The organism is Virgibacillus salinus, from assembly GCF_900102415.1.
In the GTDB taxonomy this organism is placed as follows: domain Bacteria; phylum Bacillota; class Bacilli; order Bacillales; family Amphibacillaceae; genus Lentibacillus; species Lentibacillus subterraneus.
This window is the reverse complement of record NZ_FNKD01000003.1, coordinates 511,768-538,089: the sequence shown is the minus strand read 5'-3', so window position 1 is coordinate 538,089 and position 26,322 is coordinate 511,768. Positions and strand designations below refer to the sequence as shown.

Here is a 26,322-nt window from a genome sequence, read left to right as displayed (position 1 = left end):
CATGTTCTCTGATTGAAAAATACGAAAAGACACCTTAAACTTAAATTAAATGTATTTATAGAAAGGAGATTTGACATTGTTCAGATGTGCATGGTGTATGAAGAAAATTGCTGACGATCAACCATTACATGCTCTCAATGTCAAGTTCGCTGATGGAATTGACTACTCGGATCAGGAAGGGGAAATTGTCCAAGTTTATTTAACTTCACGAGGGACAAGTGTTCCGATGATTGTTGCTACAGCTGATTCTGAAGCCAAGGAAAATGGAGGGGACGGCTTATTCGCATTCTGCTCCGAAACATGTGGCGAAAAAATGCAAACTACCCTTGCGAAAGAAATTGATACTTTTAAATCCTTTTCGACTGCAGATTGATAGAAACTTGCTGATTTTTAGATTGGATAAAGCTGCAAGAGAAATTGAGCGGACACCAGAGCGGTTATTAGGCAGAAAAAGCCCTATTTCACTTCGACACAGTTTGTCCGCTTAAATCTCTACCCAACCTCATACCAATACGTCCCATCCTTAATGTCCCGTCTACATTCTCCCTTATATCGTAAAAATTCCAGGTGGGAGAGTGTTTCACCAATAGCAAACCTCATCTCATGAGTGGTCAGTTTTTTGGGAAATAATCTCTGACACGCATCGTACACTGTACTTCCGCCGCTAATTAATTCTAATGTTTGTTCAAGCCGATGATCATGGTGAGTTTTTATTTCGTCAATTCGATCATTCGCCCCGTAAAATGGCTGACCATGGGAAGGCACTACAAAATCGACATCAAGCTTTTTTATTTTCTCTAAAGATGCTAGATAGGTTGCCAATGGATTGGGATCACCATGAAACCAATACGAAATATTCGGCGTTATTTTTGGTAAGATGTGATCGGTCGAAAGCAGCATATTCTTCTCTTTATTATAAAAAGTAATCAAGCCGTCCGAATGCCCAGGTGTAAAGATTACTTCATATTCATACTTGCCAATTAGGATTATCTCACCCTCCTGAAAGTTGTGGTTCACTTTTGGATAAGGTGTAACACGGGAAACAAATTCATTTGTATTGGTTGTCATATCATTGGCAATCTCACCAGGAATACCGGCCAGCGAATAATTCCTTGCAAGGTCACGTATAAAGCTCTCTTGCCAAGCATTGATTCCCGCATCAGCGTCAATCTTTGTCATCGAAACACGTGCACCCGTTTTTTCTTGCATAGCTCCGACATAACCGAAATGATCAGGATGATAATGAGTGACTAAAATATCGGTAACCTTTTTTCCTGCTAATTCCTGGTCCCACCTATCTGCCGTTTCCTTATTATGAAGTCCAGCATCAATAACCTTCCAGCCGTCCTCCCCTTCAGCAATAAAACAATTCACATGGTTTAGCCGAAAAGGAAGATCAAGCCTTATTTGTTTTATTCCGTATTCCTCTAGCAAACTCATTACCTCCTATATTTTGTCATGACGTACGATTCCAGCTCTTGCTTCATTATAGGAAAGCTGGAGTTCATCGACGATTTGGGCAACAGATTGAATCTTGTTGATTGCCCCAACACCTTGCCCTGCACCCCAAATATCCTTCCATGCCTTTGCTTTGGAGTTATTTAATTTATCAAAGTTTATTTTCTCTTTTTCCTTTAAGATATCAGGGTCTAATCCGGCCTTTCGTATACTTGGAATGAGGTAGTTTGCATTCACACCACTAAACGTATCGGTATATAGGATATCGTCTATAGATGAATCGATAATCATAGTTTTATAGTCTTCTACAGCTGAACTCTCTGCAGATGGAATGAATCTGGAGCCCATGTAAACAAAATCCGCTCCAAGTACTTCTGCTGCCAGTATATCCTCACCCTTCGACATACCACCTGCCAGAACAATTGGCCCGTCCCAAAATTCCGTAACTTCATGAAGAAAAGCGAAGGGATTCAACACTCCAGCATGCCCTCCTGCACCGCTCGCGACAAGTACTAATCCGTCTGTTCCTTTTTCGATCGCCTTTTTAGCAAACTTCATATTAATGACATCGGATAAAACAAACCCACCATATTCATGGACAACCTTTACGACAGCACTTGGGTCTCCAAGCGACGTAATTACAATTGGCGGCTGGTATTTTTCAATTAAGGCAAGGTCTTGTTCATATCGTTTATTCGAGCGATGCACGATAAGGTTGACTGCCCAGGGTGCTACCGCTTTATTTGGATTTTTGCTTTTCATTTCCTCTAATTCTGTGCTGATTTCGTTCATCCATTCCTCTAAATCATCACTGGTGCGAGCATTCAAGGCTGGAAATGAGCCGATAATTCCAGATGCACAGGCTTTAATAATCATCTTAGGATTCGAAACGAGAAACATTGGTGCCATAATGACAGGCAATTTCATAGATTGTTTGAGTTGTTTTACTGTTTCTTTTTGCATGTATATTCAAACTCCTTATACACTTATACTTAGGGGAGCCTTTGATGACTCCCCAAAACTACCAATTATTTGTTACTTAAGACTCCTCCGTCAGCCTTATTAAAATTAGGCTTTCGTTTTTCCTTAAATGCTTGAACCCCTTCCCGGTGATCCTCTGTAGAAACGACTGTTGCTTGGGTTATGCGTTCCTGTTCAAGGATCTCTGGTAAGCTTGAAGTTAGTGACTGATCAGCAATCTTCTTTATAAATCCATAAGCTGTTGCAGGACCAGCAGCAATTTCATTAGCAAACTCGAGTACTTTTTCTTCAAATTCATCTAATGGATACACATGATTAACAATACCTAAAGAGTGAGCTTCGCCGACCTTGATTGGTTCGGCTCTAAATAGTAGTTCTTTCGCACGGTATGGACCAATTAACCTTGGCAAAAAGTATAGACCTCCCCCATCAGAAATTAAGCCCACTTTAGAAAAGCTTAAAACAAATTTACTTTCCTTTGCGGCTAGGATTATATCGCATGCTAAAGCAAGATTAAATCCTGCGCCTGCAGCGAAACCGTGCACAGCAGCAATAATTGGCTTTTCCAAATCTCTCATCGAAAGAATTAACTCATTTAATTCACCAATATGATTATACGTTTTTAAGGCGTCACTTTCCCCCATTGTCTTGACGTCCCCACCAGCGCTGAATGAACGGCCTGAGCCTGAAATGGTAATAACACGAACCTTCTCATCGTGCTTAGCCTGTTTTATCGCATCCTTTAATCCTGTAATCATTTCAGGACTAAAGGCATTTAAACTATCCGGGCGATTCAGGGAAATTTGCATAATACCCTCATGCGTTTTCACCAATACATGCTTATTTTCATTCTGTTCCATCATTCAATCTCCTCCTGTTTAAATCTATTTTTCCTTATAGTGCGTGTTCAAAAAGAAGGATAAAAAGGACCAAGTCGGCTATGTTCGCAACGTCCTGTTGCAACGCCGACACTAGCACTTCCTGTGCGTCGAAAGTTCGAGTCAGCGAAGCTTTGAGTAGCGGAACGTATGCTTCTAATACGTGAGCACAAGGAAAGCTACCCCGAATCTACATCGCACGCAGGAAAAGTGGTTTTCTTTTCCAAGGAACGGTAAAGCAAGCTAACGAAGAAATTCGATGTGTCATTTTTACCGGACTTTTTGAACAACCTCTTATATGGTGGACTTGACTATTTTACTTTCCAAATTATCCCTTAATGATGCTGGAATCGATTTTGTTCTCTGCTCAAAGTAATTAAAACAAACAAGTGCAGCAGAACCTTTTGCAATTTCCTTTCCTGTATCTGCTTCCGTTATCACATGGTTCACACTAAAACTTTTCACCCCTATTTTGGAGACATTTGTGCTAACTTTAAGCGTCTGACCAGCGTATGCCTGCGCTACATAATCACATGTAGTTGAGGCTAAGATAAAATTTAATCGTTCATCTTCAACGATGCCAAGTGTATCAAAATATTTTAGACGGGCCTCTTCTAGATAGAAAAAGTAACTTGTATTGTTCACGTGGCCTGCCGCATCTGTCTCGCAAAATCTAACATACACCTCTATTTCATGTGAAGTTGTCATGGTACCCTCCTTCCTAAACAAACGCTGGATTAGAAAACGTAACGTCTATTCGCGTTGAATGACCGTCGCAATACCCTGACCCCCGCCAATACAAGCTGTGATTAAAGCATATTGTCCTTTTGAACGTTCTAATTCATATACTGCTTTGGTTGCTAGAATTGCTCCTGTTGCACCTAGTGGGTGTCCATGTGCAATTGCTCCACCGTTGACATTCACTTTTTCAGGGTCCATTTTAAGTTCCCGATCACATGCAAGGACTTGTGCAGCAAACGCTTCATTTATTTCAATAATATCCATATCGTCTAAATCAAAGCCTAACTTTTCCATTACCTTTTTTGTAGCTGGAACAGGCCCAATACCCATAATACTCGGATCAACGCCGGAAACTGCTGATGCCCGAATGGTGGCTAGTGGTTTAACACCTAATTCTTCTGCTTTTTCTCGTGACATAACAACAAGTGCTGATGCCGCGTCATTTAAACCAGAACTACTTCCTGCTGTTACTGTTCCACCCTTCTGAAAGGCTGGTTGTAACTTTGCCAAGCCGTCGATTGTCGTTTGTGGACGGGGATGTTCATCTGTTTTAAATTCAATAGGTTCCCCTTTTCGAACCGGAACATGGATTGGAACGATTTGTTCGTCAAAACGACCCTCTTCCATAGCTCTAGCCATCCTTTGCTGGCTTCGTAAAGCAAATTCATCCTGCTCATTTCTTTTAATTTTATATTTCTTTGCTAAATTTTCTGCTGTAATGCCCATCGGCGGATCACCAATTTCCTTTGGCGAAAGTTGCGAACCTCGAATTTTAGGTGGTATAGGGCTATATGCTCGTTCAGCACGTTCCATCAGATATGGGGCACGGCTCATGCTTTCTGTTCCACCAGCAATAAAGACGTCGCCATCTCCTGCTTTAATAGCCTGTGCAGCAAGGTTGATAGCATTTATTCCTGAACCACATTGACGATCGATTGTAAGCCCTGGCAAATTTAATGACAATCCTGTCTGTAGAGCTGTTAATCGAGCAATATTTCCACCACCGCTTAATACATTTCCTAAAATCACATCATCAACCAACTGTGGATCAACATTTGCCCGTTCCACTGCTTCCTTGATTACTTCAGCACCAAAAATATGTGCTGGAACAGAAGCCAAAGCGTTTCCTTGCCTACCAATCGGTGTTCTGACAGCTGATACAATAACAGCATCCCTTTTCATGAATGCATACACTCCTCTATTAATATTTTTTAAATTTAACTTTTCCCTTAATAACTTCTTTCCCATCCTGATTAACAGCTGCCACTTTAAAATTCAGGCAATCTTCACCGGGGTCCTGCGCTATTGCTTTCAGCGTAATAACGTCGTTCAAAAAAACCATTCCGGCGAACCGTATCTTGTAATCCTGAATAAATCCGGCTTCATAATAAGGTGTAAATAGTTTTGCCAGGTTTCCCATTGTCCACATTCCGTGTGCAATAATACCAGGCAACCCTGCTTTTTCTGCTTCGTCATCAATCGTATGAATAGGATTAAAATCCCCAGAAGCACCGGCATATTTAATCAAATCAAGTCGTGTTACAGGGTTAAGTGTTACTGCTTCAAGTGATTCACCTTCTTTTAAATTCATTATATTTTTCATCGAACCAGTTCCTTTCTTACTGCCTCTGTAATAATGACAACCTGTTCTTCTGTAAAAATAACGTTCCCCTTTGGATCCTCCCCGTACCTTTTTAAGATAACAAAACCCATTAAGCCATTATTCCCATTCTTCTCATAGTAATCTGCCACCTCTGTGTAACAGTAAATCGCTTCACCTACCAGCAATGGTCTCTCATAATGATAGGTTTGTTCTCCGTGAATTAATCCAACATTGGGGAGGTACAATCCATCAACTTCTCCATATTCAAAAACTCTTGGAAAGGTTGGCGGTACAATATTTTTTCCGTAACTTGTTTGTTTTCCAAACGCTTCATCCATGAAAATAGGGTGCAAATCACCAATGGATTCAGCAAATCGTTTAACCATTCCTCTTTCAACAATATTTTTGACTTTAGTGGATTTTTTTCCAATTGAGTCTTTTAACATACGAGCTCACTCCCTTATGCTTTAGAAGATTTATATTTGGGTCATTTCTTATATTATGCTGCTATTATGACACCGCAGTTGAAGTTTTTAGCAAGTTAAAAAAAACAACTATTTTAGAAAACTTGGCTTGTCGCCAAGCCTTTATAGCGGGACGCCTTACACTTATGCAGTAAGAAAGAATGCTTTCTTATCTGCTAAATAACACCTAATCTTTTGGTCCGCCGGCAACGTAGATTACTTGGCCATTCACAAATGAAGAATTCTCATCTGCAAAAAAGGCAACTGCATTTGCAATATCAGCAGGTTTTCCGCTTCTGCCAACAGGAATGGTGCCGACATTTGCCTTCACCAGATCTTCAAATGGAATCCCTATTCGTTCAGCTGTTTCTTTTGTCATTTCCGTTTCAATGAATCCGGGTGCGACAGCGTTTGCTGTTATTCCGAATTTACCAAGCTCGATGGCTAGCGTTTTGGTTAGACCTTGTAAACCTGCCTTGGCTGTTGCATAATTGGCTTGCCCACGATTACCAAGAGCAGATGTTGATGAAGTATTAATGATTCGCCCATATTTATTATCGACCATGTATTTCTGGGCCGCACGGGCAGCGTTAAAAGAGCCTTTTAAATGGACGTCCATTACTTGCTGCCAGTCACTATCCGTCATTTTAAATAATAGGTTATCCCGAATAACGCCGGCATTATTGACAAGAATATCCAGAGACCCGAACGCTGTAACAACTTCTTTCATTGCTGTTTCCACTTCATCTGCATCGATCACATTTGCTGTTTTTGTAAAAACTTCTAAGCCCTGTTCCTCGAACTCTATTGCTGTATTACGTAAAGCTTCTTCATTGATATCAATAATCGCTACGTTTGCTCCTTCTTCAGCAAACTTTTGAGCAACCCCTTTACCAATTCCCCTGCTACCACCTGTAACGAATGCTGTTCTCCCTGCAAATCTGCCTGTCATATTAATTCCTCCTGCTCCTAAGTGATATTAAATAAATTGCCCTACTTTAACATTTCCTTTTAATAGGTTCCTGGAAATAATTAACCGCTGAATTTCATCTGTCCCATCGTAAATTCTCCATAATCTTGCTTCTCGGTACCAGCGTTCAATTGGCAATTCTTTTGTATATCCCATTCCGCCATGAATCTGGAGAACACGATCTACTACTCTAGTACCCATATTGGAACCATACAGCTTAGCAATTGACGCCAGATGACGGTTGTCCTCACCTTGATCCAATGTGAAAGCTGCATTAAGTACCAGCCATTTAGCCGCTTCAATTTCTACTGCAGAATCGGCAATCTGCCACTGAATCGCTTGTCTGTCAGCAATAGGTTTGCCAAATGTTTCCCGTTCTTTCGAATAATCGATTGCCATTTGCAATAAACGCTCAGCAGATCCGACTGCCCGGGCACCAACGATCCATCTGGCAAATCCAATCCACTCAAGACCAAGATCATATCCGCCATGTATTTCTCCCAGGATATTTTCCTCTGGTACACGTACGTTATCAAAGACTAGTCCTGCTGGTCCCCATTCACCCATTGTATGAATGTATTCCGATTTCCAGCCCATATCTCTGTCAACAATGAAACAGGTCACACCGTCTCTTCCAGTTTTTTGGTGAGCTTCCTTGTCTGTTACAGCAATTACCATCACGAAGTCAGCTTCATTTCCACCTGTAATAAACGTCTTCTCACCATTTATAATCCATTCATTTCCATCCTTGACAGCTGTTGTCCTTATGTTTCTTGTATCAGATCCTGCTCCAGGCTCTGTCATGGCAAAACATGATTTTTTATCACCATTAATAGTAGGTATTAAGTACTTTTTCTTCTGTTCTTCATTTGCACGGTAAAGAATAATATCTGCCGAGCCACCGAATTCAAATGGTACAAACGTTTTTGACAGCTCCATCAATACAACAGCCAGCATCATCTGCCCGATATCTGCTCCACCATATTCACTAGGTGTGTTCACTCCCCAAAACCCAGCTTTTTTAGCCTTTAATTGAAGCTCCTCTTGCTTTTCTTTTGGTAAGCTTGGCCTTCCTTCTCTCTCATTGCGAAGGACTTCATTTTCGAGAGGAATCAATTCTTTCTCCACAAATTTCCGTATTGTCTGCTGAACCATCTTTTGCTCATCTGTTAAACGTAAATGCATATTTATCACTCCATATTCTTTTAAAGTATGAATACCAACTGGTAGGTATGTTCTTTTTAGAAAGGAAGGAAGGAAGAACCTTAGACAACTTAGCTTATCGCCACGCCCTACTGGTGAAAGCCTTAGTTGCACTACTTATGCAGCAGGAAAGTTTTATACTTTCCTATCTGCTAATAAAAGCTGTCCCTTCCTTATTAAAAGCTCTTTTCATACGTCTTTGTGCAATTTAATCCTTGCAGTTGATAAAGTCGACTCTAGTATTTAAAATAGGTTGCTAGTCAACCGGAATTGCTATAACCTCACCATTTTCAACGGCCGCAGCCTCTGATTCCCATTGAAGACTGCCATCTTCATTAATACCAGTAAGAGTTGTTACCATATTTTCTTCAGGAATATTTTCAATCCCTTTATTAAAAGCATCCATGATTGCCTGTGTATCATCTACTGAACCTGCAGCTTTCATTGCTTCTACCAATGCGAACATGCTTTGATAGTTTAAAGCAGATTCGGATGTTGCATAGTCAGCATCAAACTTTTCCTTGTATGTTTTTACAAATTCTTGTGTAGCTTCCATTTCGTAACTTTCAATAGGAAGAAGGCCAATTGACCCATTCAGCATTTCATAACCACCCAAAAACCCTGCCATTTCCTCTATCTTCGCCTGATCCATAATCATGAATCCACCTTCAAATCCAAGCTCCTTGGCTTGCTTAATCACTAGAGCGGTTGGTTCGGATGGTCCACCAACAAACAGTACATCCGGATTTTCGTTTAATGCGTTCGTTACGACTGTGAAATAATCAGTTTCTTTACTGAAGTCAATATCATTCTCGAATACGATCTCTCCGCCATTTTCTTCCCAAACTGGCGTTATCGATTCTGTCCAGTCTTTCCCATATTGCGAGGCAGTTGGAAGCATTGCCATTTTAGGGCCGAAATTTTCCATCATGTAATCAGTGAACGGCTCTCTCCAAACACTATATTTTGGAGGAACTCCAACCAGTAATTCATTTCCCTGCTCATACATCCTTGGCTCACTTGTGTAGGCCATAATGATGAAATCGTCTTCCTCATTAAACTCCTGTGTTGCAAAAACGCCCCCGCTGTGTGGAATATAAATTGCCACGGGATCATCTTCTGATACCATTCGCTTCACATTGACACCAGTTTCATTAGGCAAATATTTATCGTCCAATGCGACAAGTTCAATTTTATATGTTGTCCCGTCTATTTCGAAACCGTTTTCATTAATCTCATTAGCTGCCATCTTCACACCGTTTAGCACGTTGGCACCATACTGGGCACCAGGACCACTTAATGGTCCACTATAACCAATCTTAACGACTTTTTCCCCTTCTTCTACTTCAGCTTCGTCAGTTGTAGTCTCTTCCGCAACAGGGTCACTATCTGTTTCATCGGTTGATTCTTCATTTGAAACATCCACACAAGCTGCCAGCAGTATAATCAGGAAACCCAGAATTCCAAACAGTAAACATTTTTTAGTCATCCTCATTTTTGTACCTCCCCTTATTTGTTAAAACAGTAAAGATAAAGATTCAAGACTAAATGGCAGCAGCACCCCCCTTAAGAGCAAACCTTTACGCCCCTATATAAGCTTTGCGTATTTCTTCGTTGTTAAATAACTCCTCACTCTTACCTTCCAGCACAATTTGGCCATTTTCAATTACATAACCTCTATCGGCAATCTTGAGGGCAGCGTTTGCATTCTGTTCTGCCAGAAGTACTGTGGTTCCTTGCTGATTTATTTGCTGAATGACTTCAAACATTTGATTCACTATTAGCGGGGCAAGACCTAACGATGGTTCATCAAGCATAAGTAATTTTGGCTTTGACATTAAAGCCCTGCCGATAGCAAGCATTTGCTGTTGGCCCCCACTTAGGGAACCTGCCGCCTGATTTTTCTTATCTCTCAAAATGGGGAACAAGTCATAAGCATATTCGAGTGACTCTTTTATTTCCTTCTTACTCTTTCGAAGCACAAAACCACCCATATGCAGATTTTCATAGACCGACATCATTGGAAACAGCTTTCTGCCTTCCGGGCACTGAACGATACCAAGTTTCACCAGTTTGTCTGGGGACAAGCCATTTATCTCTTTGCCTAAGAAATGAACCTCACCAGAGCTAGGTTTATTTAATCCGCTGATTGCCCGGAAAATAGTACTTTTCCCTGCCCCGTTTGCCCCAAGCAATACTACCAGCTCGCCGTTTTTCACATTCATATTAATCCCTTCCAAAGCTGTAAACGGCCCATAGTTTACGGATAGTTCAGACGCTTGTAGTTTTACTTGACTCATCTTCTTCACTCCCCAAATAAGCTTCAATTACAACTGGATTATTACGAATTTCTTCAGGCGTGCCCTCGGCGATTCTTTCGCCTTGATTTAGCACCATAATCCGATCTGCCAAGGACATAATCATCGACATCTTATGCTCGATGAGACAAACAGTCAGACCACTTTTTGCCATCTTCTTAATCAATGCAGCGAGCCCATCTGTTTCATCTGGATTAATGCCTGCTGCCGGCTCATCCAGAAGGACCAGCTCTGGATCTGTGGCCAATGCTAAAGCAATTGCTACTCGTTTTTTTTGTTCCTGTGTTATGCTCCCAATTGATTGATCTGCCAAGTGAGTCAGCTCTACAAATCGTAACGCTTCAAAAGCCTTTTCCATACTTTCCTTCTCTTCTCTAATCTCACGTTTTGTCCTAAAAATAGCATCAAACACACCTGACTTTGTCCTTAACCTGTTGCCGATTACAACATTGTCCAGAACAGTCGCATTTTCAAACAGATTAGTAGTCTGAAACGTTCTTGCAATTCTGAGTTTAGCAATCTTGTTTGGAGGCAGCTTTGTAATGTCTTTTCCCTTGAAAATAATCTTGCCGGAAGACGGGAGGTGGAAACCGCTTATCAGATTAAAAAATGTTGATTTACCTGCACCGTTTGGCCCAATTATTGCCTGAATACTTCCTTCTTCCACTTGAAGATTGACATTGTTGACAGCAGTTAAGCCCCCGAATGCTTTTGTTAATTTTTCAACCTTCAGTACCATTAGCCAACCTCCTTTTTATCAAGATTCTTTTCGCCGGCTGGTTGAGAACTGACCTTTTTTCGTTTGAATTTATTTGCAATATTGTTTACCAATCCAACGATTCCTTGGGGATAAAAGATCAATATTATAAGCAGAATAGGCCCGAAGAAAACCATTCGATATTCTTGCAGGAACTGAAGTGATTGCGTTAAGGTCACGATTAACAATGTACCGACAAGCGGTCCGCTTAATGTACCAATTCCTCCAATCACAAGGTAAATTAACATTTCAAAACCCAGCAATATGGAACCAACTTCCGGGCCAATGAACTGAACAAATGACGCATACAGTGCTCCGGACAATGCTGCGAAGAAACAAGATATAACAAAGGCTAAAAGCTGATTCTTCTTTGTTGATATCCCGATTGTCAATGCAAGCTCTTCACTATTGCGGATTGCTACAAATGTCCGCCCCAGCAGCGACTGAATAATTCGTTTTGAAATTAAGATGGTGAGTATCAGGATTAACAAAACCAAATAATATTGAGCTGTTAAGCTGTCAAATGATACAGGCCCAATGGAAGCAGGACTTGGGATTCCAACCAGTCCTCGAACCCCGCCAGTAAGGTCATCCCATTTATCAATTACAAGATAAATAATGTAACCGACACACATTGTATAAATGGCGAAAAAATGACCGCTTGTTCGCAGGGAAATCAGGCCCACTAGTGTTCCTAGGATGATAGACAACACACATGCGCCAAGCAGAGCGAACCAAAAGTTCCAGTCTGCTTTCACTGTTAAAAGTCCCAACGTATATGCCCCAATAGCAAAGAAACCTACATGTGCGAGTGATAAATTCCCAGTATATCCGGTAAAAATATTGATTCCATATACACTGATTGACCAAATACAAACCAGTACTAAAACATGCAGGATATATTCGTTCGGGACAATATAGGGCATAAGCAGCGCAATAGCAAGGATGAATAATATACTGCTTTTTTTATTAATCATTTCTGCCATTAGCTAATCCTCCTCGCAAATAACCCTGTTGGTTTCACCGTCAAAATAATTACGAGCAGCGCAAATGCAATGACATCCTTATAATCCCCCGATATATAAGTCGCACCAAAGCTTTCGACTATCCCAAGTAAATACCCTGCTATAATCGCACCAGGAATGCTTCCCATGCCCCCTATAATAATGATCACAAATGCTTTCATGATTACAAGGTCGCCCATGCTCGGAAACACTAGATTAATAGGGGAAGAGAGTGTTGCGGCAGCTGCAGCCAATATTCCCGATATAGCAAACGTCAGCATAGCAACTACGTTGGCGTTTATACCAACCAGATAGGCTCCCTCTCGATTTTGTGCCATTGCAATGATTGCAGAGCCAATCATCGTTTTAGTTAGGAAAAAATGTAGAATGAGCATAATAACTACCGCTGCGAAGATTACAATTAACCGCTGCTGTGTAAATGTGACGCCAAGGAAATCTACAGCGTGGCCATATGGGCTAGTCATTTGCTGGTAGTTAGGCCCCCAAACTATTTGAGCAAGAGCTGTCAAAAACAGTAAAATTCCAATTGCCCCAATCATCTGATGGAGCGCCTCTGCTTTTCTTAATGGATTAAAAATAAAACGTTCTGTTGCAACAGCAATGATTGCAATCGAAATCATCGAAAGAAACATTGCAATCCAGTAAGGGATCCCGAATAGAGTCATAACTGTAAGCGTTATATATGCTCCAATCATATAGAAAGCACCATGTGCAAAGTTAGGAACATGCAGAATCCCAAAAACCATCGTCAGTCCCAAAGCCACAAGCGTGTAAACGCTACCATTAGAAAGACCATTTAATAATTGCTGCAAAAATAAATTCATGGTTTTCCTCCCTTGCATTTATTTAGGCTCTATTATTCTAGTTCTCTTTATATGCTTGTGTATCGGATATTCTTATAAATTTAGTGTTCCACCATCAATCACAAGGGTCTCCCCCGTAATAAATGAAGCTTCATCTGATGCTAAAAACAGAACTGCGTTAGCTACCTCTTCTGGTTTACCGATGCGCCGTAATACATTTGCAGTAGATAATACAGGCCACTTCTCCGTTTTCTTCCAATCCTCCACCATTTTGGTATCTATAATCCCGGGAGCAACAGCATTCACACGAATGTTCTTCCTGCCGAATTCAGTTGAAGCAGTCTTTGTAAGTGTAAGCACACTGCTTTTTGAGGCAGAGTATGCTGCAACCAATTTCTGCCCTTTAATTCCGGCAATACTGGCTGTATTAACAATTGAACTGCCTGCCTCCATGTGCGGTAGAGCATATTTCATTCCCAGGAATACACTGCTGATATTTATATCCATAACACGTTTCCATTCTTCCAGTGAAACATCAGGTATTTTCTTTTCGTCACTATTGACCCCTGCATTATTAAATAGGATATTAAGACGACCAAATTTTTTTATTGTTCGCTGTACCACCCTTTCAACATCTTCAGGATTTGTCATATCTGTCAGCAGAAATTCTGCGGTGCCGCCTCTATCTTTAATTAACTCTGCTGTCTTTCGCCCATTTTCTTCACTAATGTCAGATACCATTACTTGGGCTCCTTCTTCAGCAAACCTTAATGCTGTCGACCTGCCGATATCACCACCACCGCCAGTTACAATAGCCGTTTTATTTGCTAACCTCATATAATCACCCTCCTTTCTGCTTTTGGAGAATACTTAACGTTCAGTATGTTCTAATACCCCGTTGGCCAGTTTGCAAGGTGGCGTTCACTTATAGAGCCATTTTTTATACAAGCATACTCCAACGTTTGTGAAAGGAATTTTCGTGTATCACGCGGATCAATTATATCGTCAAGCAGGTGCTTCCCTGCAGCCTTATAAGGCGAGCTGTCAAAGCCCCACGACTTCAATAGTTCCATTCTTTTTTCTTCCGGGTTTTCTGATTTTTGAATTTCACGGCCGTGGACAACGTTGATGCCAACTTCAGGACCTGTAAAATTAATTTCTGCTGTGGGCCATGCCACAACAAAGTCAGCACCCATATTCGGACCGCACATATTTCCATATGCAGCACCAATACTCTTTCGGATTACAACTGAAATCTTCGGAACAGTTGACTGTGCTAATGCCTGATTCCACATCATAATTTTAGTCGGCATTTTTTGTTTTTCAGCATCACTAGAAACACGGAAACCGGGAATATCATGTAAGAAAATAAGCGGAATATTATAAGAATCGCACAAACAAATGAAGTCAGTAGCTTTCTCACATTCCTTAGCCCCAGCTGCTCCCGCATATTTCATCGGCTGATTTGCAATTATCCCAACTGCCCTTCCATCAATTCTTGCCAAGGCAGTGATAAGAGCTGTGCCATATAGTGCCTTCAATTCGAAGTATTCCCCGTCATCAACAATCAGTTTAAGCACCTTTTTCATATCATAAGCTCGTTTTTGCCTAGTCGGAACCAAGTCAACAATCTCATCAAGTTTACGGTACGGGTCATCTTCCGTTTCTTTAAATGGAGGTTCTTCATCGCCATTTAACGGCATGTATTCCAGGAACTGTTTTATTTCCTCAATTGCTTCATCCTCATTTTCGGTAAAACGTTCTACTTGCCCAGTGTGATCGGCATGTATTTGCCAGCCGCCAAGTTCTTCGTTTGAAATCTTCTCCCCTGTTGCCACTTCAAGCATACGAGGTCCAGCTACAGCCATAGAAGATCCTTTCACTTGTGTGACAAAATCAGAAGAAACCGCTGTCCATGTCGGTCCGCCAAAGCTGTCCCCTAAAATAGCAGTAATCAAAGGGACTTGGCGACGATGCATCAGAAGCTCATTTGGGAAAAGCATCTGGCTTATTCCATCAGATCCCATCCCATCAGGCATGCGCAATCCCCCGCCTTCCATTAGATTGAGTAACGGAAAACCACGCTTTACTGCAAACTCATGAGCAGCTTTTGTTTTGTCCAAGTAAACCATTCCCTCTGTGCCAGCAAAGACTGTTTTATCTGCCGCTTGTACAACGATTGGACGCCCGTTCACTTTTGCCAATCCTGTTATGACCCCATCCCCTGCACTCTTTTCTTCACTGCCAACTTGATCAGAATGGGCAAGCATTCCCCATTCCAGAAAAGTGCCGGGATCGACAAGCTTATCAATACGTTCCCTTGCGGAGTAGTGACCTGACTGGTGTTGACGGTCAATTTTGTCCTGACCGCCTCCCAGCTTAGCCTTTTCTTTTCGCTCCAGTAATTCTTGTATTGCCTGTTGCATATTTTCCTCTTTTACTTTTTCCATAACTTTCTCCCCTGTTGTAAAGATGATTTGATTCGCTGTTCTAGTTAAAAAGTCCATACTGTCTGGTGTCTGCCTGCTACATTATGATTCTTTTAATAATCTCCTGAGTACCTTACCAGAAGATGTTGCTGGCAAACTGTCACGGAATTCAACTTCACGCGGATACTTATAAGCTGCCATTTTCGCTTTAGCCCATTCCACCATTCCGCTCTCGGTGATTTTGCCTTTGTAATCCGGCTTTAAAACGATAAAGGCTTTCACACTTTCGCCTCTCTTTTTATCTGGAACACCAATTGCTGCCACTTGTGAAATTGCTTCATGTGCGCTTAATAATGATTCAACGTCTTCAGGAAACACACTGTAACCTGATGCCTTAATCATTTCTTTAACACGACCGATGAAATATAAATAGCCATCATCATCAAGTATTCCGATATCTCCAGTAAATACCCAGCCATCCCGCAACGTTTCTTCCGTTGCTTCCGGGCGATTAAGATAACCTTTGAAGACTCCTGGGCTTTTCACTGCTATTTCACCTTGTTTCCCAGGAGGTAAATCTTCACCAGTATCCAGATCGGTGATACGAAATTCTGTATCATATGTGGCAATACCGCACGTCCCAAATTTGATTTGATCAATCGGCATCATAGTGTCGCATGTATGCGTTTCGCTTAATCCGTAAGATGCTTCGAAAAGCAGACAGCCATCAGTAAGCTTTTTCCATGCTGTCGCCAGCTTTTCATCTACTGCCATTCCAAAGCTTGTGGCAAAATTCAACTCCAATGATGTTAAATCTCTTTTTTCTATTCCTGGATAATGTAATATCGCGGCATTCATTGGTGCCACCGTATATAGTTTGTTCAGTTTATAACTCTCAATTGCCTTGATTGCAGCTTCCGGTTCAAAACGTGTAAGCAAAGCACATTGAGTTGCACTATATACTGGAATATTCACTCCCATAACCATTCCTGCAATATGACAAAGCGGTGCAGTTGCCAGCGTTTTATCAGATAAAGAAACCTGATAACCATGTGCAGATGCAGCGGTTTTGAAAAGTGCATTTCCAAATGTTAGCATTGCTGCTTTTGGTCTGCCGGTTGTACCGGAAGTAAAAACCATCAATCCAACATCTTCCCAAATATCAACTTCTTCTGTTTCTCCGATAGGTTCAGAAGTATCAATTGCTTCTTCCATGTCGAACGTATTCTTAATTTCTTTCTTTTCAATTTTCAACTCATCAGGCAATGGCAAGTTCGATTCACCTAAAAGAAAATCAGCATAATTAGTCGTAATCAGAAATTCCAGGGAAGGCAATTCATCCTTAATGTTCTCAAGCCGCTCATACAATTCCTGACCTGCTACGATAGCTTGGATTTCCGCTTCATTTATCGCGTATTCCAGCTCTGCTTCTTTGTACATAGGGTTTAATGGAACAACTATTGCACCGAGCATTTGTATTGCATAGTGGCCAATCAGATATTGCGGGCAGTTTTGCATATATAACGCAACTCTGTCTCCTTTGTTTATGCCACGGTTTTTTAAAAACTGTGCAAAGCGTTGTGTCTTGTTATTCAATTGCTCCCAGGTAAGGTTATTTCCATAGAAAACATATCCCGTTTCTTCTGGCCGGTCGATTGCATTTCGAATTAAATATTCATGCAAAGGCCTTTCACCAAGCCGGTATTCCAGTGTCTCCGGAATACCTTTAGGCCAGCTTTTCCTTAATACAGACTTCACGTTATTCCTCCTAGTTAAAAAATGAATATCCTCGTAAATGTTTAAACGGATTCTTCTCTTATTTTTCGTCGCAGAATTTTCCCGACGTTTGTTTTTGGCAGTTCTTCTCTAAACTCAATGACTTCCGGAACTTTATAAGCAGCCAGATTTTCACGGCAGTAAGCAATTAATTCTTTTTCGTCACAAGCCTCTCCTGCTTTTAAGACAACGACCGCTTTAACGGTTTCCCCGCGATATGGATCAGGGATTCCAACTACAACTGCTTCTTGTACGGCAGGATGATCATACAGAATTTCTTCAACATCACGAGGATAAATATTGTAGCCACTCGCAATAATTAAATCCTTTTTACGATCAACGATAAACAGGTAGCCATCATCATCCATATAAGCTATATCACCTGTGTAAAGCCAGCCGTCCCGAAGTGTCTGCTCGGTTTCTTCAGGCATGTTCCAGTACCCCTTCATCACTTGCGGACCTTTAATAATTATTTCACCTGCTTCACCTGCAGGAAGTTCCGTTACACCATCTGCCAGGTCAACAATTTTGTAGTCAGTTGATGGTAAACCAATACCAACACTTCCAGGCTTTCTCGTGCCGAAATATGGGTTACTGTGTGTGGTCGGTGAACTCTCTGAAAGTCCGTATCCTTCCAATATGGTGGCCCCGGTTTTTTCTTCATATGTTCGGAGAATTCCCCCAGGCATTGGTGCACTTCCACTGTTACAAATTTCAATACTGTTTAGACCATATTCACTCACTTTTGGATGATTAATTAATCCTATATACATCGTTGGCACACCCGGAAAGGAGGTCGGCTGTACTTTTTTAATGGTTTTCAATACTTCTTCAAGTTCAAACCTTGGCAGCATAATACTCAGCGCACCAGTATAGATGCACAGATTCATACAAGACGTCATTCCATAAACATGAAATAAAGGAATAACAGTTAGAAACCGTTCTTCTCCAGGTGTAATTGCATCTTTAAAATATTCGTATGTCTGCATCACATTTGCCAGAAGATTACGGTGTGTAAGCATTGCGCCTTTAGAACGGCCGGTAGTTCCGCCTGTATACTGTAAAATTGCAACGTCGTCATTAGCATTGATTGCTGCGGGTTGAGGAGGTCTTTTAGCTTTTCTCAAAAATTCATTAAACCCGATAGCCAGACTATCCTCGGTATCCCTTCCTTCCAAATTAACTTTAATTACACGTTTAATAGAAGTATTATCAATGATCTGATTTAAAACCGGGAGCAAAGGCTCATAAATGACAATCGTCTCCGCACCAGAATCCGCTAAAATATATGCCAATTCCTTGCCGATAAGCATTGGATTAACCTGAGTGACTACACCACCCGCCTGCAGGATTCCATAATAACTGAATACATACTGCGGACAGTTCGGTAGCATAATCGCTACCCGATCATTTTTCTCGACGCCTTCTTCCTGAAGAGCAGCTGTAAACGCACCAGCCAGTTCACCAACTTTTCTATACGTAAATTCATTTCCATAGAAATGAAGTGCTGCATGATCTCCATATTTTGCAATTGAATCGTTTAACATTTCTGGAAGTGACTTGTCCGGAATCTTTAATTCCTTCTCAATATGACTCGGGTAATGCTTATGCCAAGCTTTATCCATCATTACTTCCTCCCTTAAAAAAGTTTAATTTAAGCTAATTTCTAAAAAGAATTGTTGTTTTGACACAAAATCTATGAAATGCCAACTAGTGAAAATTTTGAAATGTCTATACCCATCGCTGCGGAAAGCGAAGCATTCTGACAAAGCGATGGTTTAGCAGTCTAAACAGAAGAAATTGATTCTTTCTGTCAGTTACTTCGCCTTTTACATCAACTGCGAAGATTGAAAAGCAACAAAACCTGCGAAAAGAGCCCTAATTTAAGATAACGCTTACATTTATCAGTTAATTTTTATATCGAATCCTCATTTAAGACGGAACAGTTGTTCAGCAGCTTCATCAGAAATACCCTTACTTTTCAGATCAGGGACAATGTTTTGAAAAATGTGCAGCGGATGCCAGTTTTGAACCAGCTGTGCAACCTCTTCACTCATTTCGGGCTGCCTGCCCATCCAATGTGTAATAGAGTCATGTGAAAGCATAACTTGCTTTTCATATCCTTCTTCCAAAAGCTCCAGTAGTGTTTCAATTCGTTCTGCATCAAGTGGAGCACCGACAAGTTTTTCAAGCCCAAATCGATCAAATCCAATTGTTACACCCGTTTTCAGTGTCTCCTTGTGGTATTCCGGATTTGTGTTTCCGCACATGTGGCCGATAACAATTTTGGCAGGATCAACTCCAGCTTCAACCAGCATCTTTGCCTGTTCAGGGCCCATTGTTCCTTCCTGGGTATGGGTAAGAATCATGATCCCTGTCTCCTGATGTACCTTCGCGGCAACATCAAAAAACATCTGTTCATACGCCGTTATCTCATCTTTACTGGATGCTAGCTTAATGATTCCTGGACGAATACCTGTTTCGGCTATGCCGTCATTTATTTCTTTCATAAACATTTCATAGATATCCTTTTCTGCTGTACCTAATGATTGACGAAATTTAAAGTATGGTGTTGCACCTTCACCTTCATAATAATATCCAGTTGCACAAACAATCTGTAATCCAGTTGCTTCAGAAATTTCCTTTAATAACTCTGGATTTCGTCCACACTCATTTGGTGTTGGGTCGACAACCGTTTTAACCCCAAACTCTATCACTGCATTTGCCGTCTCTATTCCAGCACGTAATGCCTCTTCCTTGTTAAATGCACCTAATGTTATGTCCCCGCTAAACCCCGGGTAGCCAAATACAAAATGCTCATGTATTAATGTTTTCCCCATGTCTTCAACTGAAATCTTCCCGGTAACGGTATTTATTGACTCACCCATACTGCTATCAGCTCCTAGTAATTTTTTTAAATCCAGACTGTCTTCTAAAAAATTGTTGTTTTGACACAAAAGTGGACTAGCATTTATCTAGGATGAATGGACGCTATACCGCAGTTTATAAGAACTGCGATAGGGCAACAGAACTTGTAAAAGAACCTAAATCTGTGAAGCTAATTATTGTAATTGATCAGCTGTTTTCTTCTGCAATTCTCTCCACAAAACCTTCCCGCTGCTAGTAGTCGGAAAGCTATCAGTAAACTCTAAAATTCTTGGATATTTATATGCGGCCATTTGTTCTTTAGACCATTCAATTATTTCATCTTCAGTTACTTTTCCGATTGCATCATCATTTAAAACCACAAATGCTTTGACAGTCTCTCCGCGTTTTTCATCTGGAGCACGAACGACACAAGCCTGCTGAACCGCAGGGTGTTTATACAAAATAGATTCCACTTCTGTTGGCCAGACTTTATAGCCCGCAGCATTAATCATTCGCTTTAAACGATCAACAATGAAAAAGTATCCTTCTTCATCCATCTTGACAATATCACCTGTCCGGAAAAACTCTTTTCCGTCTACTTGAATATGGGAATCACGGTTATCCTCTTCCCGGTTATAATATCCCTTGAATACTTGAGGACCGTTCACAATAAGTTCTCCCTCTTCATCAATACCAAGGACTTCCCCAGTAGCTGGATCGATCACCCGTGCATCCACATCAAACGACGGGATGCCTAAACACTGCAGTTTCGGCCGATCTGGCGGATTAAAATGGGTATGTGAAATTGTCTCAGACAGCCCATAACCTTCGATATAACGCAGACCTGTTCTTTCGTATAATTGTTCGCCAACCGCCTCAGGCAGAGGAGCCCCGCCCCCGCCAATAGCTTGCAATGATGATAGATCATAGTTTGCCAGATTCGGGTTAGATAGGAAGTCGATTAACATCGTACTGATATTAATCCAATGCGAACAGCCATATTTATCTATTGCCTTTGCGGCATAATCACGATCCCAGCGTGTAAGCAGTACGATTGTTCCACCTGCAGTGATTGGTGTAAGCAGACTATGCACCAGTCCTGTCACATGGAAAAACGGCAGTGTTGCAAGTGCCACAGCATCTGGTGTCACGTTCATCCAATGATATGCTCCAGTTGCATTTGCCTGGACTGTTCTATTCGTATGGATACAGCCTTTAGGCAATCCAGTCGTTCCAGATGTATATGGAATCACTGCGACATCTTCACTTTTTCCCTTGTAGGGTGAAGGAGTTTGTTTTGCTGATAAAGCATCCTTCCATTCGATATCATCATCAGGGACATTTACCGGTGCAATGACTTCAGGCGGTATTTCACCTAACGCATTTTCCGCTAAAGTATATTCTGAATATGTTGCAACAATAATTCTTTCGAGAGATGTGTCTTTCTTCAATGGGGTAAGTTTATGGTGTAATTCCTGTCCAGCCAACGCCTGTTTTATGTTACAGTCTCTTACATAAAAAGCCAGGTCGTCTGTTGTACTCATGGGGTTAATTGGGACTACTGCCGCCTGCACTCTAAGCAGTGCAAAAAAGCTAATCATATATTGAGGTGAATTTTGCATTAATAAAAGCACTTTTTCACCTTTTTTGACACCTAATTCCTTTTCTAAGTATCCAGCAAGGCTATCTGCTTCAGTAACCAGCTGTTCATACGTAAATGTTTGCCCATAATAAGTGATAGCTGCCTTATTTGGATATTTCTTAGCAGTAATCGTCAAATTATCATATAAAGTAGTCTCAGGTACTGTAAGGGTCTTCGATAACCGGTTGGGCCAAAATGTGAAATGATTCGAATTCATTGTCACTCACCTTTCCTATTTATATCATCTGTTTAATTTAGTTTTATCGATTCTTCTTATGCTGGGTCCAGATGTTCCTGTAGTGGTGCTTTAAAAGATTCCGGAAGTTCAGCCGGTTTTTGTTTGGCAATATCAAAGTAAACAATAATTACCTCTCCATTTGCGATTAAATCACCCGATTCTTTATCACTGATTTCATTGACTAATGTAAAACTTGTTCTTCCGATTCTTTTTACAATTGTATTGATTTCCAGCGTTTGTCCATAATATCCTTGTCTCACAAAGTCACATTTCGCTGAAGCCAGTACAATCATATAATCGTCGCTATGAACCTCCATACCTAGCTTCTGTAAAAAATCAAGCCGTGTTTCTTCCATATAAATAAAGTAACTTGAATTATTTACATGCCCCAGCATATCTGTTTCAGCTACGCGCACTTTAACATCCACTGCTATTCACTCCTTTACTGTATCCCGTTCAGAATCATATCCACGTAAATTTTCACTAATTCGTCTGATGAAACTTCTCCATTTGGTTTGTACCAGCTGTAGGTCCAATTCGTAACGCCCAATATACCGAACGTAATCATGTCAACTTTTAAATCATGCTTAAATTCACCCTTGTTCATTCCTTCTCGGACTATCTTTTCAACATTTAATCGAAATTGCTCTCTTTTTTCTTTAACGTATTTAATGTTTTCTTCTGCTAAATGCCTTACTTCTCTGAAATACACGCGAGCACTTGGTCCATTGGTGGCTACGTCGTTAATCAATAATCCGATTATTTTTGCCAATTTTTGTTTAGAAGTCAGACTACCATTATTGATAACCCGACTTTGTCCCTCTAAAAGATTAGTAATGTATTCGTGATGAATTTCCATCAGCAGCTGTTCTTTACTAGAAAAGTAGTAATAGAATGTCCCTTTTGTCACTCCCAGTTGGTTCACAATATCCTGGATAGACGTATGACTAAAACCTTTTTTCTCAAATAGCAAGATACTTTGTTCGGTTATTCCATTCTTCATAGGCTTAACCCCGCTAGTGTATTATTTTTAGGCTTCTCTCTATCAAATCGGTTAGCACGATTTTTGTTATAAAGCGTGTGATCCGCCATCAACAGCTATAACATCACCACTGACAAAATCAGACGCTTTTGAAGCTAAAAATAATGCCGTCCCTTGCAGATCAGTATCACTTCCCAATCGTTTCAGTGGTGTACCTTCTAAAATTTTTTCTTCTCCTTCTGCCAGCAGTCCACGTGACATTTTTGTTGGGAAGAATCCTGGTGCAATTGCGTTTACATTAATATTATATTGACCCCATTTAACAGCTAAGTCCTTGGTAAATGTCATAACCGCCCCTTTACTAGTGTTATAGCCGATTGTATCCATGTATCTTGGATCAGTCCCGCCAAACCCAGCAACTGAAGCAATGTTGATAATTTTGCCCTTGTTCTGCTTAATCATAGTTTTACCCACTTCCTGACTCATCAGAAAAGTTCCAGTCACATTAACATTCATAACCTTCTGCCATGCCTCATATGGCATATCAACAGCGGGAGCTCCCCATGTAGCACCACTGTTATTAACCAAAATATCAATAGTGCCGAAATGTTCAATAGTGCTATTTACTACTTTTTTGACATCTTCCGGATTCGATATATCACATTCAAAAGCTAATGAATCGACTCCTAAATTCTTTAAATTCTCACTCATTTCCTGACATGCTTCCAGCTTTCTTGAGCAAATAACAACATTTGCCCCAGCTTCAGCGAATGCGTGGGCTATTTGTGCTCCAAGACCTCTTCCTCCACCTGTTACAATAGCTGTTTTTCCGTCTAGTCTAAATGAATCAAGTACACTCATATCGCACTTCCCCTCTTCTATGAATACTTTTTAAGTTCTAACCTTGCCACCTGCCTGCGATGCACCTCATCAGGTCCGTCGGCAATCCGCAGCGTTCTCGCACTAGCCCAATGATGGGCAAGATTGACATCACCGCTTACTCCAGCTCCGCCAAATGCCTGAATTGCACGGTCGATAACTTTTAATGCCATATTTGGTGCAACAACTTTAATCATAGCAATTTCTGTTTTTGCTTCCTTATTTCCAACTGTATCCATCATATATGCTGCTTTTAAGGTTAATAAGCGTGCCTGTTCAATCTCAATTCGTGAATCAGCAACCCACTCTTGTACAACACCCTGTTCCGCTATCTTTTTGCCAAATGCCACCCGACTTTGTATGCGCTTACATAAATCTTCAAGCGCTCTTTCTGCAGAACCGATTAAACGCATACAATGGTGAATCCGGCCAGGTCCCAGTCTCCCTTGTGCTATAGCAAAACCTTTCCCTTCATCCCAGAGCATATTTTCTGCCGGGACACGGACATTATCATAGAGTATTTCTGCGTGGCCATGAGGAGCATCATCATAACCAAACACTGGAAGCATTCGTTCAATCTTTACTCCTGGTGTATTCAGAGGTACCAGAATCATAGATTGTTGCTCATGCCTGGCAACTTCCGGATTATTTTTCCCCATGACAATTGCAATTTCACACCGTGGATCTCCTGCTCCAGAAGACCACCACTTTCTCCCGTTAATTACATATTCATCACCATCTCTTACGATGCTTGCCTCAATATTTGTCGCATCACTTGAAGCAACATCAGGCTCTGTCATCGAGAAACATGAACGGATCTCTCCAGCAAGAAGTGGCTCAAGCCACTGTTTCTTTTGCTGTTCCGTGCCATAACGAACCAAAACTTCCATGTTCCCTGTATCTGGTGCACTACAATTAAACACCTCAGGACCTATTAAAGATTTTCCCATTATTTCACAAAGCGGTGCATATTCCTGATTGGTTAATCCAGCTCCATATTCACTTTCAGGTAAAAATAAATTCCATAACCCCTCTGCCTTAGCCTTCTGTTTTAACTCTTCCATAACAGGAGGAATATAAGCCCAACGACTCTTCTGCTGATTCAACTGATCTTTGTAAACTTTTTCATTGGGATATACATGTTCTTCCATAAAACGGGATAACTTTTTCTGCAGTTCTACTACTTTTACAGAGTATGAAAAATCCATTTTCAACCCCCCCAAACTATTATTTTGACTTATCTATTGGTTATTATATTCCATAAAATCAAGAATAATAACCAACTGGTCAGTATGTTTAGAATTATGTTAATATTTTAACTTATTGCAAAACATAATGCAATGATGTCCAGTGCGATTTACTTATAGTATTGTAGAAACAGCCAAGTAAAATCGGTAATAGTTAAAAAGGAGGATGAAAATGACCGAGTCGGCTAAGTTCCAGCACATGATGCATGTATACCGTTCGTTGCATGATTATTTAAATCAATTCGACATTGACCGGGAACAGCTTTATTTTCAATATTCGATCGGACTTGATGAAAGTATCAAGCTGCGGGTGGAAGAAATCGCTAAAGAAAATGGTTTTAAAAATATAAAATGGATGCAAGCTGGTTCTATGATTTCAACTCATGCAGGACCCGGTGGTTTTGGGATTGCAGGATTGGAAGTTTAGGATGCCCCTGCTCTCTGGTTGAAAAATACGTATTTATAAAAAGGAGATTTGACAATGTTCAGATGTGCATGGTGTATGAAGAAAATTGCTGATGATCAACCATTACATGCTCTCAATGTCAAGTTTACTGAGGGAATTGACTACTCGGATCAAGAAGGGAAATTGTCCAAGTTTATTTAAATTAACGAAGGACAAGTGTTCCGATGATCGTTACTACAGCTGATTCTGAAGCCAAGAAAAATGGAGGGGACGGCTTATTCGCAGTCTGCAGCGAAGAATGCGGCGAAAAAATGCAAACTACCCTTGCAAAAGAAATTGATACTTTCAAATCCTTTTCGGCTGCAGATTGATTAGAGGGTTGATGACTGGTGGTAAAGCCACAAAAGAATATAAGCGGACACCAGGTACGCTATTTTACCGAAACCAAGCTTATTTTAGTTTTAGCGGCCACCAGAGCCCTTATTTGGCAAAAACATCCCTGTCTTACCCTGATATATGTAAAATAAGGTCCAGTGTGTCCGCTTATATCCAAAAAGTACTGTTTTTTAGCGAAATAGCGGCTCCTGTGTCCGCTTAGAAAACTTGGCTTATCGCCAAGCCTTAATATAGATAAGCCTTAGTTGCACTTATGCA

The 26,322-nt window shown here is 40.8% G+C and carries 27 protein-coding genes and 1 pseudogene; 4 read left to right on the top strand and 24 right to left on the bottom strand.

Annotated features, from left to right (window positions below; translation table 11 throughout):
- Window positions 1–76 precede the first annotated feature (76 nt).
- On the top strand, window positions 77–373 hold the full coding sequence (locus BLS02_RS14695) for a hypothetical protein (protein WP_092493774.1): 297 nt from the start codon (window positions 77–79) through the stop codon (window positions 371–373).
- A 119-nt stretch (window positions 374–492) separates the two neighbouring features.
- Here the strand turns inward: BLS02_RS14695 and BLS02_RS14690 are convergent, their stop codons facing one another.
- The 24 genes from BLS02_RS14690 to BLS02_RS14575 all read right to left on the bottom strand — a co-directional run bounded on the left by BLS02_RS14690 (window position 493) and on the right by BLS02_RS14575 (window position 25,223).
- Window positions 493–1,440 (bottom strand): MBL fold metallo-hydrolase, encoded by a 948-nt coding sequence (locus BLS02_RS14690; protein WP_368073021.1) that lies wholly within the window; start codon window positions 1,438–1,440, stop codon window positions 493–495.
- Between the two features lie 6 nt (window positions 1,441–1,446).
- A complete protein-coding gene (locus tag BLS02_RS14685) occupies window positions 1,447–2,421 on the bottom strand; it encodes an NAD(P)H-dependent flavin oxidoreductase (RefSeq protein WP_092493772.1) in 975 nt (324 codons plus the stop codon).
- Between the two features lie 65 nt (window positions 2,422–2,486).
- The gene (locus BLS02_RS14680; RefSeq protein WP_092493960.1) at window positions 2,487–3,299 is read right to left on the bottom strand and encodes an enoyl-CoA hydratase/isomerase family protein; all 813 of its coding nucleotides are present in this window, start codon (window positions 3,297–3,299) and stop codon (window positions 2,487–2,489) included.
- 312 nt (window positions 3,300–3,611) lie between these two features.
- Window positions 3,612–4,025: an acyl-CoA thioesterase gene (locus BLS02_RS14675; RefSeq protein ID WP_092493771.1), complete on the bottom strand. Its 414-nt coding sequence runs from the start codon at window positions 4,023–4,025 to the stop codon at window positions 3,612–3,614.
- 45 nt (window positions 4,026–4,070) lie between these two features.
- Window positions 4,071–5,240 carry a thiolase family protein gene (locus tag BLS02_RS14670; protein WP_092493770.1) on the bottom strand — a complete coding sequence of 390 codons (1,170 nt, stop codon included), beginning with the start codon at window positions 5,238–5,240 and terminating at the stop codon, window positions 4,071–4,073.
- 19 nt (window positions 5,241–5,259) lie between these two features.
- Entirely contained in the window at window positions 5,260–5,661 is a 402-nt protein-coding gene (locus BLS02_RS14665; protein WP_092493769.1) for a MaoC/PaaZ C-terminal domain-containing protein, read from the bottom strand.
- Complete coding sequence (locus tag BLS02_RS14660; protein ID WP_092493768.1) at window positions 5,658–6,107, bottom strand: MaoC family dehydratase N-terminal domain-containing protein; 450 nt, start codon at window positions 6,105–6,107, stop codon at window positions 5,658–5,660. Before BLS02_RS14660 ends, BLS02_RS14665 begins: the two co-directional genes overlap by 4 nt.
- 205 nt (window positions 6,108–6,312) lie before the next feature.
- Window positions 6,313–7,077, bottom strand: a complete 765-nt coding sequence (fabG, locus tag BLS02_RS14655) for a 3-oxoacyl-ACP reductase FabG (protein ID WP_092493767.1) — start codon at window positions 7,075–7,077, stop codon at window positions 6,313–6,315.
- Between the two features lie 27 nt (window positions 7,078–7,104).
- On the bottom strand, window positions 7,105–8,280 hold the full coding sequence (locus BLS02_RS14650; RefSeq protein ID WP_092493766.1) for an acyl-CoA dehydrogenase family protein: 1,176 nt from the start codon (window positions 8,278–8,280) through the stop codon (window positions 7,105–7,107).
- A gap of 274 nt (window positions 8,281–8,554) precedes the next feature.
- The gene (locus BLS02_RS14645; protein WP_092493765.1) at window positions 8,555–9,793 is read right to left on the bottom strand and encodes an ABC transporter substrate-binding protein; all 1,239 of its coding nucleotides are present in this window, start codon (window positions 9,791–9,793) and stop codon (window positions 8,555–8,557) included.
- Between the two features lie 85 nt (window positions 9,794–9,878).
- On the bottom strand, window positions 9,879–10,598 hold the full coding sequence (locus tag BLS02_RS14640; RefSeq protein ID WP_092493764.1) for an ABC transporter ATP-binding protein: 720 nt from the start codon (window positions 10,596–10,598) through the stop codon (window positions 9,879–9,881).
- Complete coding sequence (locus BLS02_RS14635) at window positions 10,570–11,355, bottom strand: ABC transporter ATP-binding protein (RefSeq protein ID WP_092493763.1); 786 nt, start codon at window positions 11,353–11,355, stop codon at window positions 10,570–10,572. The genes BLS02_RS14640 and BLS02_RS14635 overlap by 29 nt, the downstream gene beginning before the upstream one ends.
- Window positions 11,355–12,359, bottom strand: coding sequence for a branched-chain amino acid ABC transporter permease (locus BLS02_RS14630; protein ID WP_092493762.1), 1,005 nt, complete (start codon window positions 12,357–12,359; stop codon window positions 11,355–11,357). The genes BLS02_RS14635 and BLS02_RS14630 overlap by 1 nt, the downstream gene beginning before the upstream one ends.
- Window positions 12,359–13,222, bottom strand: coding sequence for a branched-chain amino acid ABC transporter permease (locus tag BLS02_RS14625; RefSeq protein ID WP_092493761.1), 864 nt, complete (start codon window positions 13,220–13,222; stop codon window positions 12,359–12,361). Before BLS02_RS14625 ends, BLS02_RS14630 begins: the two co-directional genes overlap by 1 nt.
- Before the next feature lie 72 nt (window positions 13,223–13,294).
- Window positions 13,295–14,038: an SDR family NAD(P)-dependent oxidoreductase gene (locus BLS02_RS14620; protein WP_092493760.1), complete on the bottom strand. Its 744-nt coding sequence runs from the start codon at window positions 14,036–14,038 to the stop codon at window positions 13,295–13,297.
- A 50-nt stretch (window positions 14,039–14,088) separates the two neighbouring features.
- Window positions 14,089–15,651 carry an acyl-CoA carboxylase subunit beta gene (locus tag BLS02_RS14615; RefSeq protein ID WP_254788781.1) on the bottom strand — a complete coding sequence of 521 codons (1,563 nt, stop codon included), beginning with the start codon at window positions 15,649–15,651 and terminating at the stop codon, window positions 14,089–14,091.
- Between the two features lie 81 nt (window positions 15,652–15,732).
- Complete coding sequence (locus tag BLS02_RS14610; RefSeq protein WP_092493759.1) at window positions 15,733–17,388, bottom strand: AMP-binding protein; 1,656 nt, start codon at window positions 17,386–17,388, stop codon at window positions 15,733–15,735.
- A gap of 41 nt (window positions 17,389–17,429) precedes the next feature.
- Window positions 17,430–19,034 (bottom strand): long-chain-fatty-acid--CoA ligase, encoded by a 1,605-nt coding sequence (locus BLS02_RS14605; protein ID WP_092493758.1) that lies wholly within the window; start codon window positions 19,032–19,034, stop codon window positions 17,430–17,432.
- Window positions 19,035–19,334: 300 nt separating this feature from the next.
- On the bottom strand, window positions 19,335–20,294 hold the full coding sequence (locus BLS02_RS14600; RefSeq protein ID WP_092493757.1) for a phosphotriesterase family protein: 960 nt from the start codon (window positions 20,292–20,294) through the stop codon (window positions 19,335–19,337).
- A 174-nt stretch (window positions 20,295–20,468) separates the two neighbouring features.
- On the bottom strand, window positions 20,469–22,133 hold the full coding sequence (locus tag BLS02_RS14595; protein ID WP_092493756.1) for a long-chain-fatty-acid--CoA ligase: 1,665 nt from the start codon (window positions 22,131–22,133) through the stop codon (window positions 20,469–20,471).
- Window positions 22,134–22,189: 56 nt separating this feature from the next.
- A complete protein-coding gene (locus tag BLS02_RS14590; protein WP_254788780.1) occupies window positions 22,190–22,582 on the bottom strand; it encodes an acyl-CoA thioesterase in 393 nt (130 codons plus the stop codon).
- 14 nt (window positions 22,583–22,596) lie between these two features.
- Window positions 22,597–23,157 (bottom strand): TetR/AcrR family transcriptional regulator, encoded by a 561-nt coding sequence (locus tag BLS02_RS14585; RefSeq protein ID WP_092493755.1) that lies wholly within the window; start codon window positions 23,155–23,157, stop codon window positions 22,597–22,599.
- A 66-nt stretch (window positions 23,158–23,223) separates the two neighbouring features.
- Complete coding sequence (locus BLS02_RS14580; RefSeq protein ID WP_092493754.1) at window positions 23,224–23,997, bottom strand: SDR family oxidoreductase; 774 nt, start codon at window positions 23,995–23,997, stop codon at window positions 23,224–23,226.
- 17 nt (window positions 23,998–24,014) lie between these two features.
- On the bottom strand, window positions 24,015–25,223 hold the full coding sequence (locus BLS02_RS14575; RefSeq protein WP_092493753.1) for an acyl-CoA dehydrogenase: 1,209 nt from the start codon (window positions 25,221–25,223) through the stop codon (window positions 24,015–24,017).
- A 262-nt stretch (window positions 25,224–25,485) separates the two neighbouring features.
- On the opposite strand from BLS02_RS14575, the pseudogene BLS02_RS14570 reads away from it, so the two are divergent.
- The 3 genes and pseudogenes from BLS02_RS14570 to BLS02_RS19215 all read left to right on the top strand — a co-directional run.
- Window positions 25,486–25,689, top strand: a pseudogene (locus BLS02_RS14570) (DegV family protein); the annotation flags it as partial.
- Window positions 25,690–25,743: 54 nt separating this feature from the next.
- Entirely contained in the window at window positions 25,744–25,869 is a 126-nt protein-coding gene (locus tag BLS02_RS19355) for a hypothetical protein (RefSeq protein WP_302846746.1), read from the top strand.
- Window positions 25,870–25,892: 23 nt separating this feature from the next.
- Complete coding sequence (locus BLS02_RS19215; RefSeq protein ID WP_254788779.1) at window positions 25,893–26,039, top strand: hypothetical protein; 147 nt, start codon at window positions 25,893–25,895, stop codon at window positions 26,037–26,039.
- The last annotated feature ends 283 nt before the right edge of the window (window positions 26,040–26,322 follow it).

Excerpts from the sequence above, each read along its gene's own strand:
- BLS02_RS14690 (WP_368073021.1), bottom strand. The coding sequence starts at position 1,440 with ATGAGTTTGCTAGAGGAATACGGAATAAAACAAATAAGGCTTGATCTT.
- BLS02_RS14685 (WP_092493772.1), bottom strand. The coding sequence starts at position 2,421 with ATGCAAAAAGAAACAGTAAAACAACTCAAACAATCTATGAAATTGCCT.
- BLS02_RS14680 (WP_092493960.1), bottom strand. The coding sequence starts at position 3,299 with ATGGAACAGAATGAAAATAAGCATGTATTGGTGAAAACGCATGAGGGT.
- BLS02_RS14675 (WP_092493771.1), bottom strand. The coding sequence starts at position 4,025 with ATGACAACTTCACATGAAATAGAGGTGTATGTTAGATTTTGCGAGACA.
- BLS02_RS14670 (WP_092493770.1), bottom strand. The coding sequence starts at position 5,240 with ATGAAAAGGGATGCTGTTATTGTATCAGCTGTCAGAACACCGATTGGT.
- BLS02_RS14665 (WP_092493769.1), bottom strand. The coding sequence starts at position 5,661 with ATGAAAAATATAATGAATTTAAAAGAAGGTGAATCACTTGAAGCAGTA.
- BLS02_RS14660 (WP_092493768.1), bottom strand. The coding sequence starts at position 6,107 with ATGTTAAAAGACTCAATTGGAAAAAAATCCACTAAAGTCAAAAATATT.
- fabG (WP_092493767.1), bottom strand. The coding sequence starts at position 7,077 with ATGACAGGCAGATTTGCAGGGAGAACAGCATTCGTTACAGGTGGTAGC.
- BLS02_RS14650 (WP_092493766.1), bottom strand. The coding sequence starts at position 8,280 with ATGCATTTACGTTTAACAGATGAGCAAAAGATGGTTCAGCAGACAATA.
- BLS02_RS14645 (WP_092493765.1), bottom strand. The coding sequence starts at position 9,793 with ATGAGGATGACTAAAAAATGTTTACTGTTTGGAATTCTGGGTTTCCTG.
- BLS02_RS14640 (WP_092493764.1), bottom strand. The coding sequence starts at position 10,598 with ATGAGTCAAGTAAAACTACAAGCGTCTGAACTATCCGTAAACTATGGG.
- BLS02_RS14635 (WP_092493763.1), bottom strand. The coding sequence starts at position 11,355 with ATGGTACTGAAGGTTGAAAAATTAACAAAAGCATTCGGGGGCTTAACT.
- BLS02_RS14630 (WP_092493762.1), bottom strand. The coding sequence starts at position 12,359 with ATGGCAGAAATGATTAATAAAAAAAGCAGTATATTATTCATCCTTGCT.
- BLS02_RS14625 (WP_092493761.1), bottom strand. The coding sequence starts at position 13,222 with ATGAATTTATTTTTGCAGCAATTATTAAATGGTCTTTCTAATGGTAGC.
- BLS02_RS14620 (WP_092493760.1), bottom strand. The coding sequence starts at position 14,038 with ATGAGGTTAGCAAATAAAACGGCTATTGTAACTGGCGGTGGTGGTGAT.
- BLS02_RS14615 (WP_254788781.1), bottom strand. The coding sequence starts at position 15,651 with ATGGAAAAAGTAAAAGAGGAAAATATGCAACAGGCAATACAAGAATTA.
- BLS02_RS14605 (WP_092493758.1), bottom strand. The coding sequence starts at position 19,034 with ATGATGGATAAAGCTTGGCATAAGCATTACCCGAGTCATATTGAGAAG.
- BLS02_RS14600 (WP_092493757.1), bottom strand. The coding sequence starts at position 20,294 with ATGGGTGAGTCAATAAATACCGTTACCGGGAAGATTTCAGTTGAAGAC.
- BLS02_RS14595 (WP_092493756.1), bottom strand. The coding sequence starts at position 22,133 with ATGAATTCGAATCATTTCACATTTTGGCCCAACCGGTTATCGAAGACC.
- BLS02_RS14585 (WP_092493755.1), bottom strand. The coding sequence starts at position 23,157 with ATGAAGAATGGAATAACCGAACAAAGTATCTTGCTATTTGAGAAAAAA.
- BLS02_RS14580 (WP_092493754.1), bottom strand. The coding sequence starts at position 23,997 with ATGAGTGTACTTGATTCATTTAGACTAGACGGAAAAACAGCTATTGTA.
- BLS02_RS14575 (WP_092493753.1), bottom strand. The coding sequence starts at position 25,223 with ATGGATTTTTCATACTCTGTAAAAGTAGTAGAACTGCAGAAAAAGTTA.
- BLS02_RS19355 (WP_302846746.1), top strand. The coding sequence starts at position 25,744 with ATGTTCAGATGTGCATGGTGTATGAAGAAAATTGCTGATGATCAACCA.
- BLS02_RS19215 (WP_254788779.1), top strand. The coding sequence starts at position 25,893 with ATGATCGTTACTACAGCTGATTCTGAAGCCAAGAAAAATGGAGGGGAC.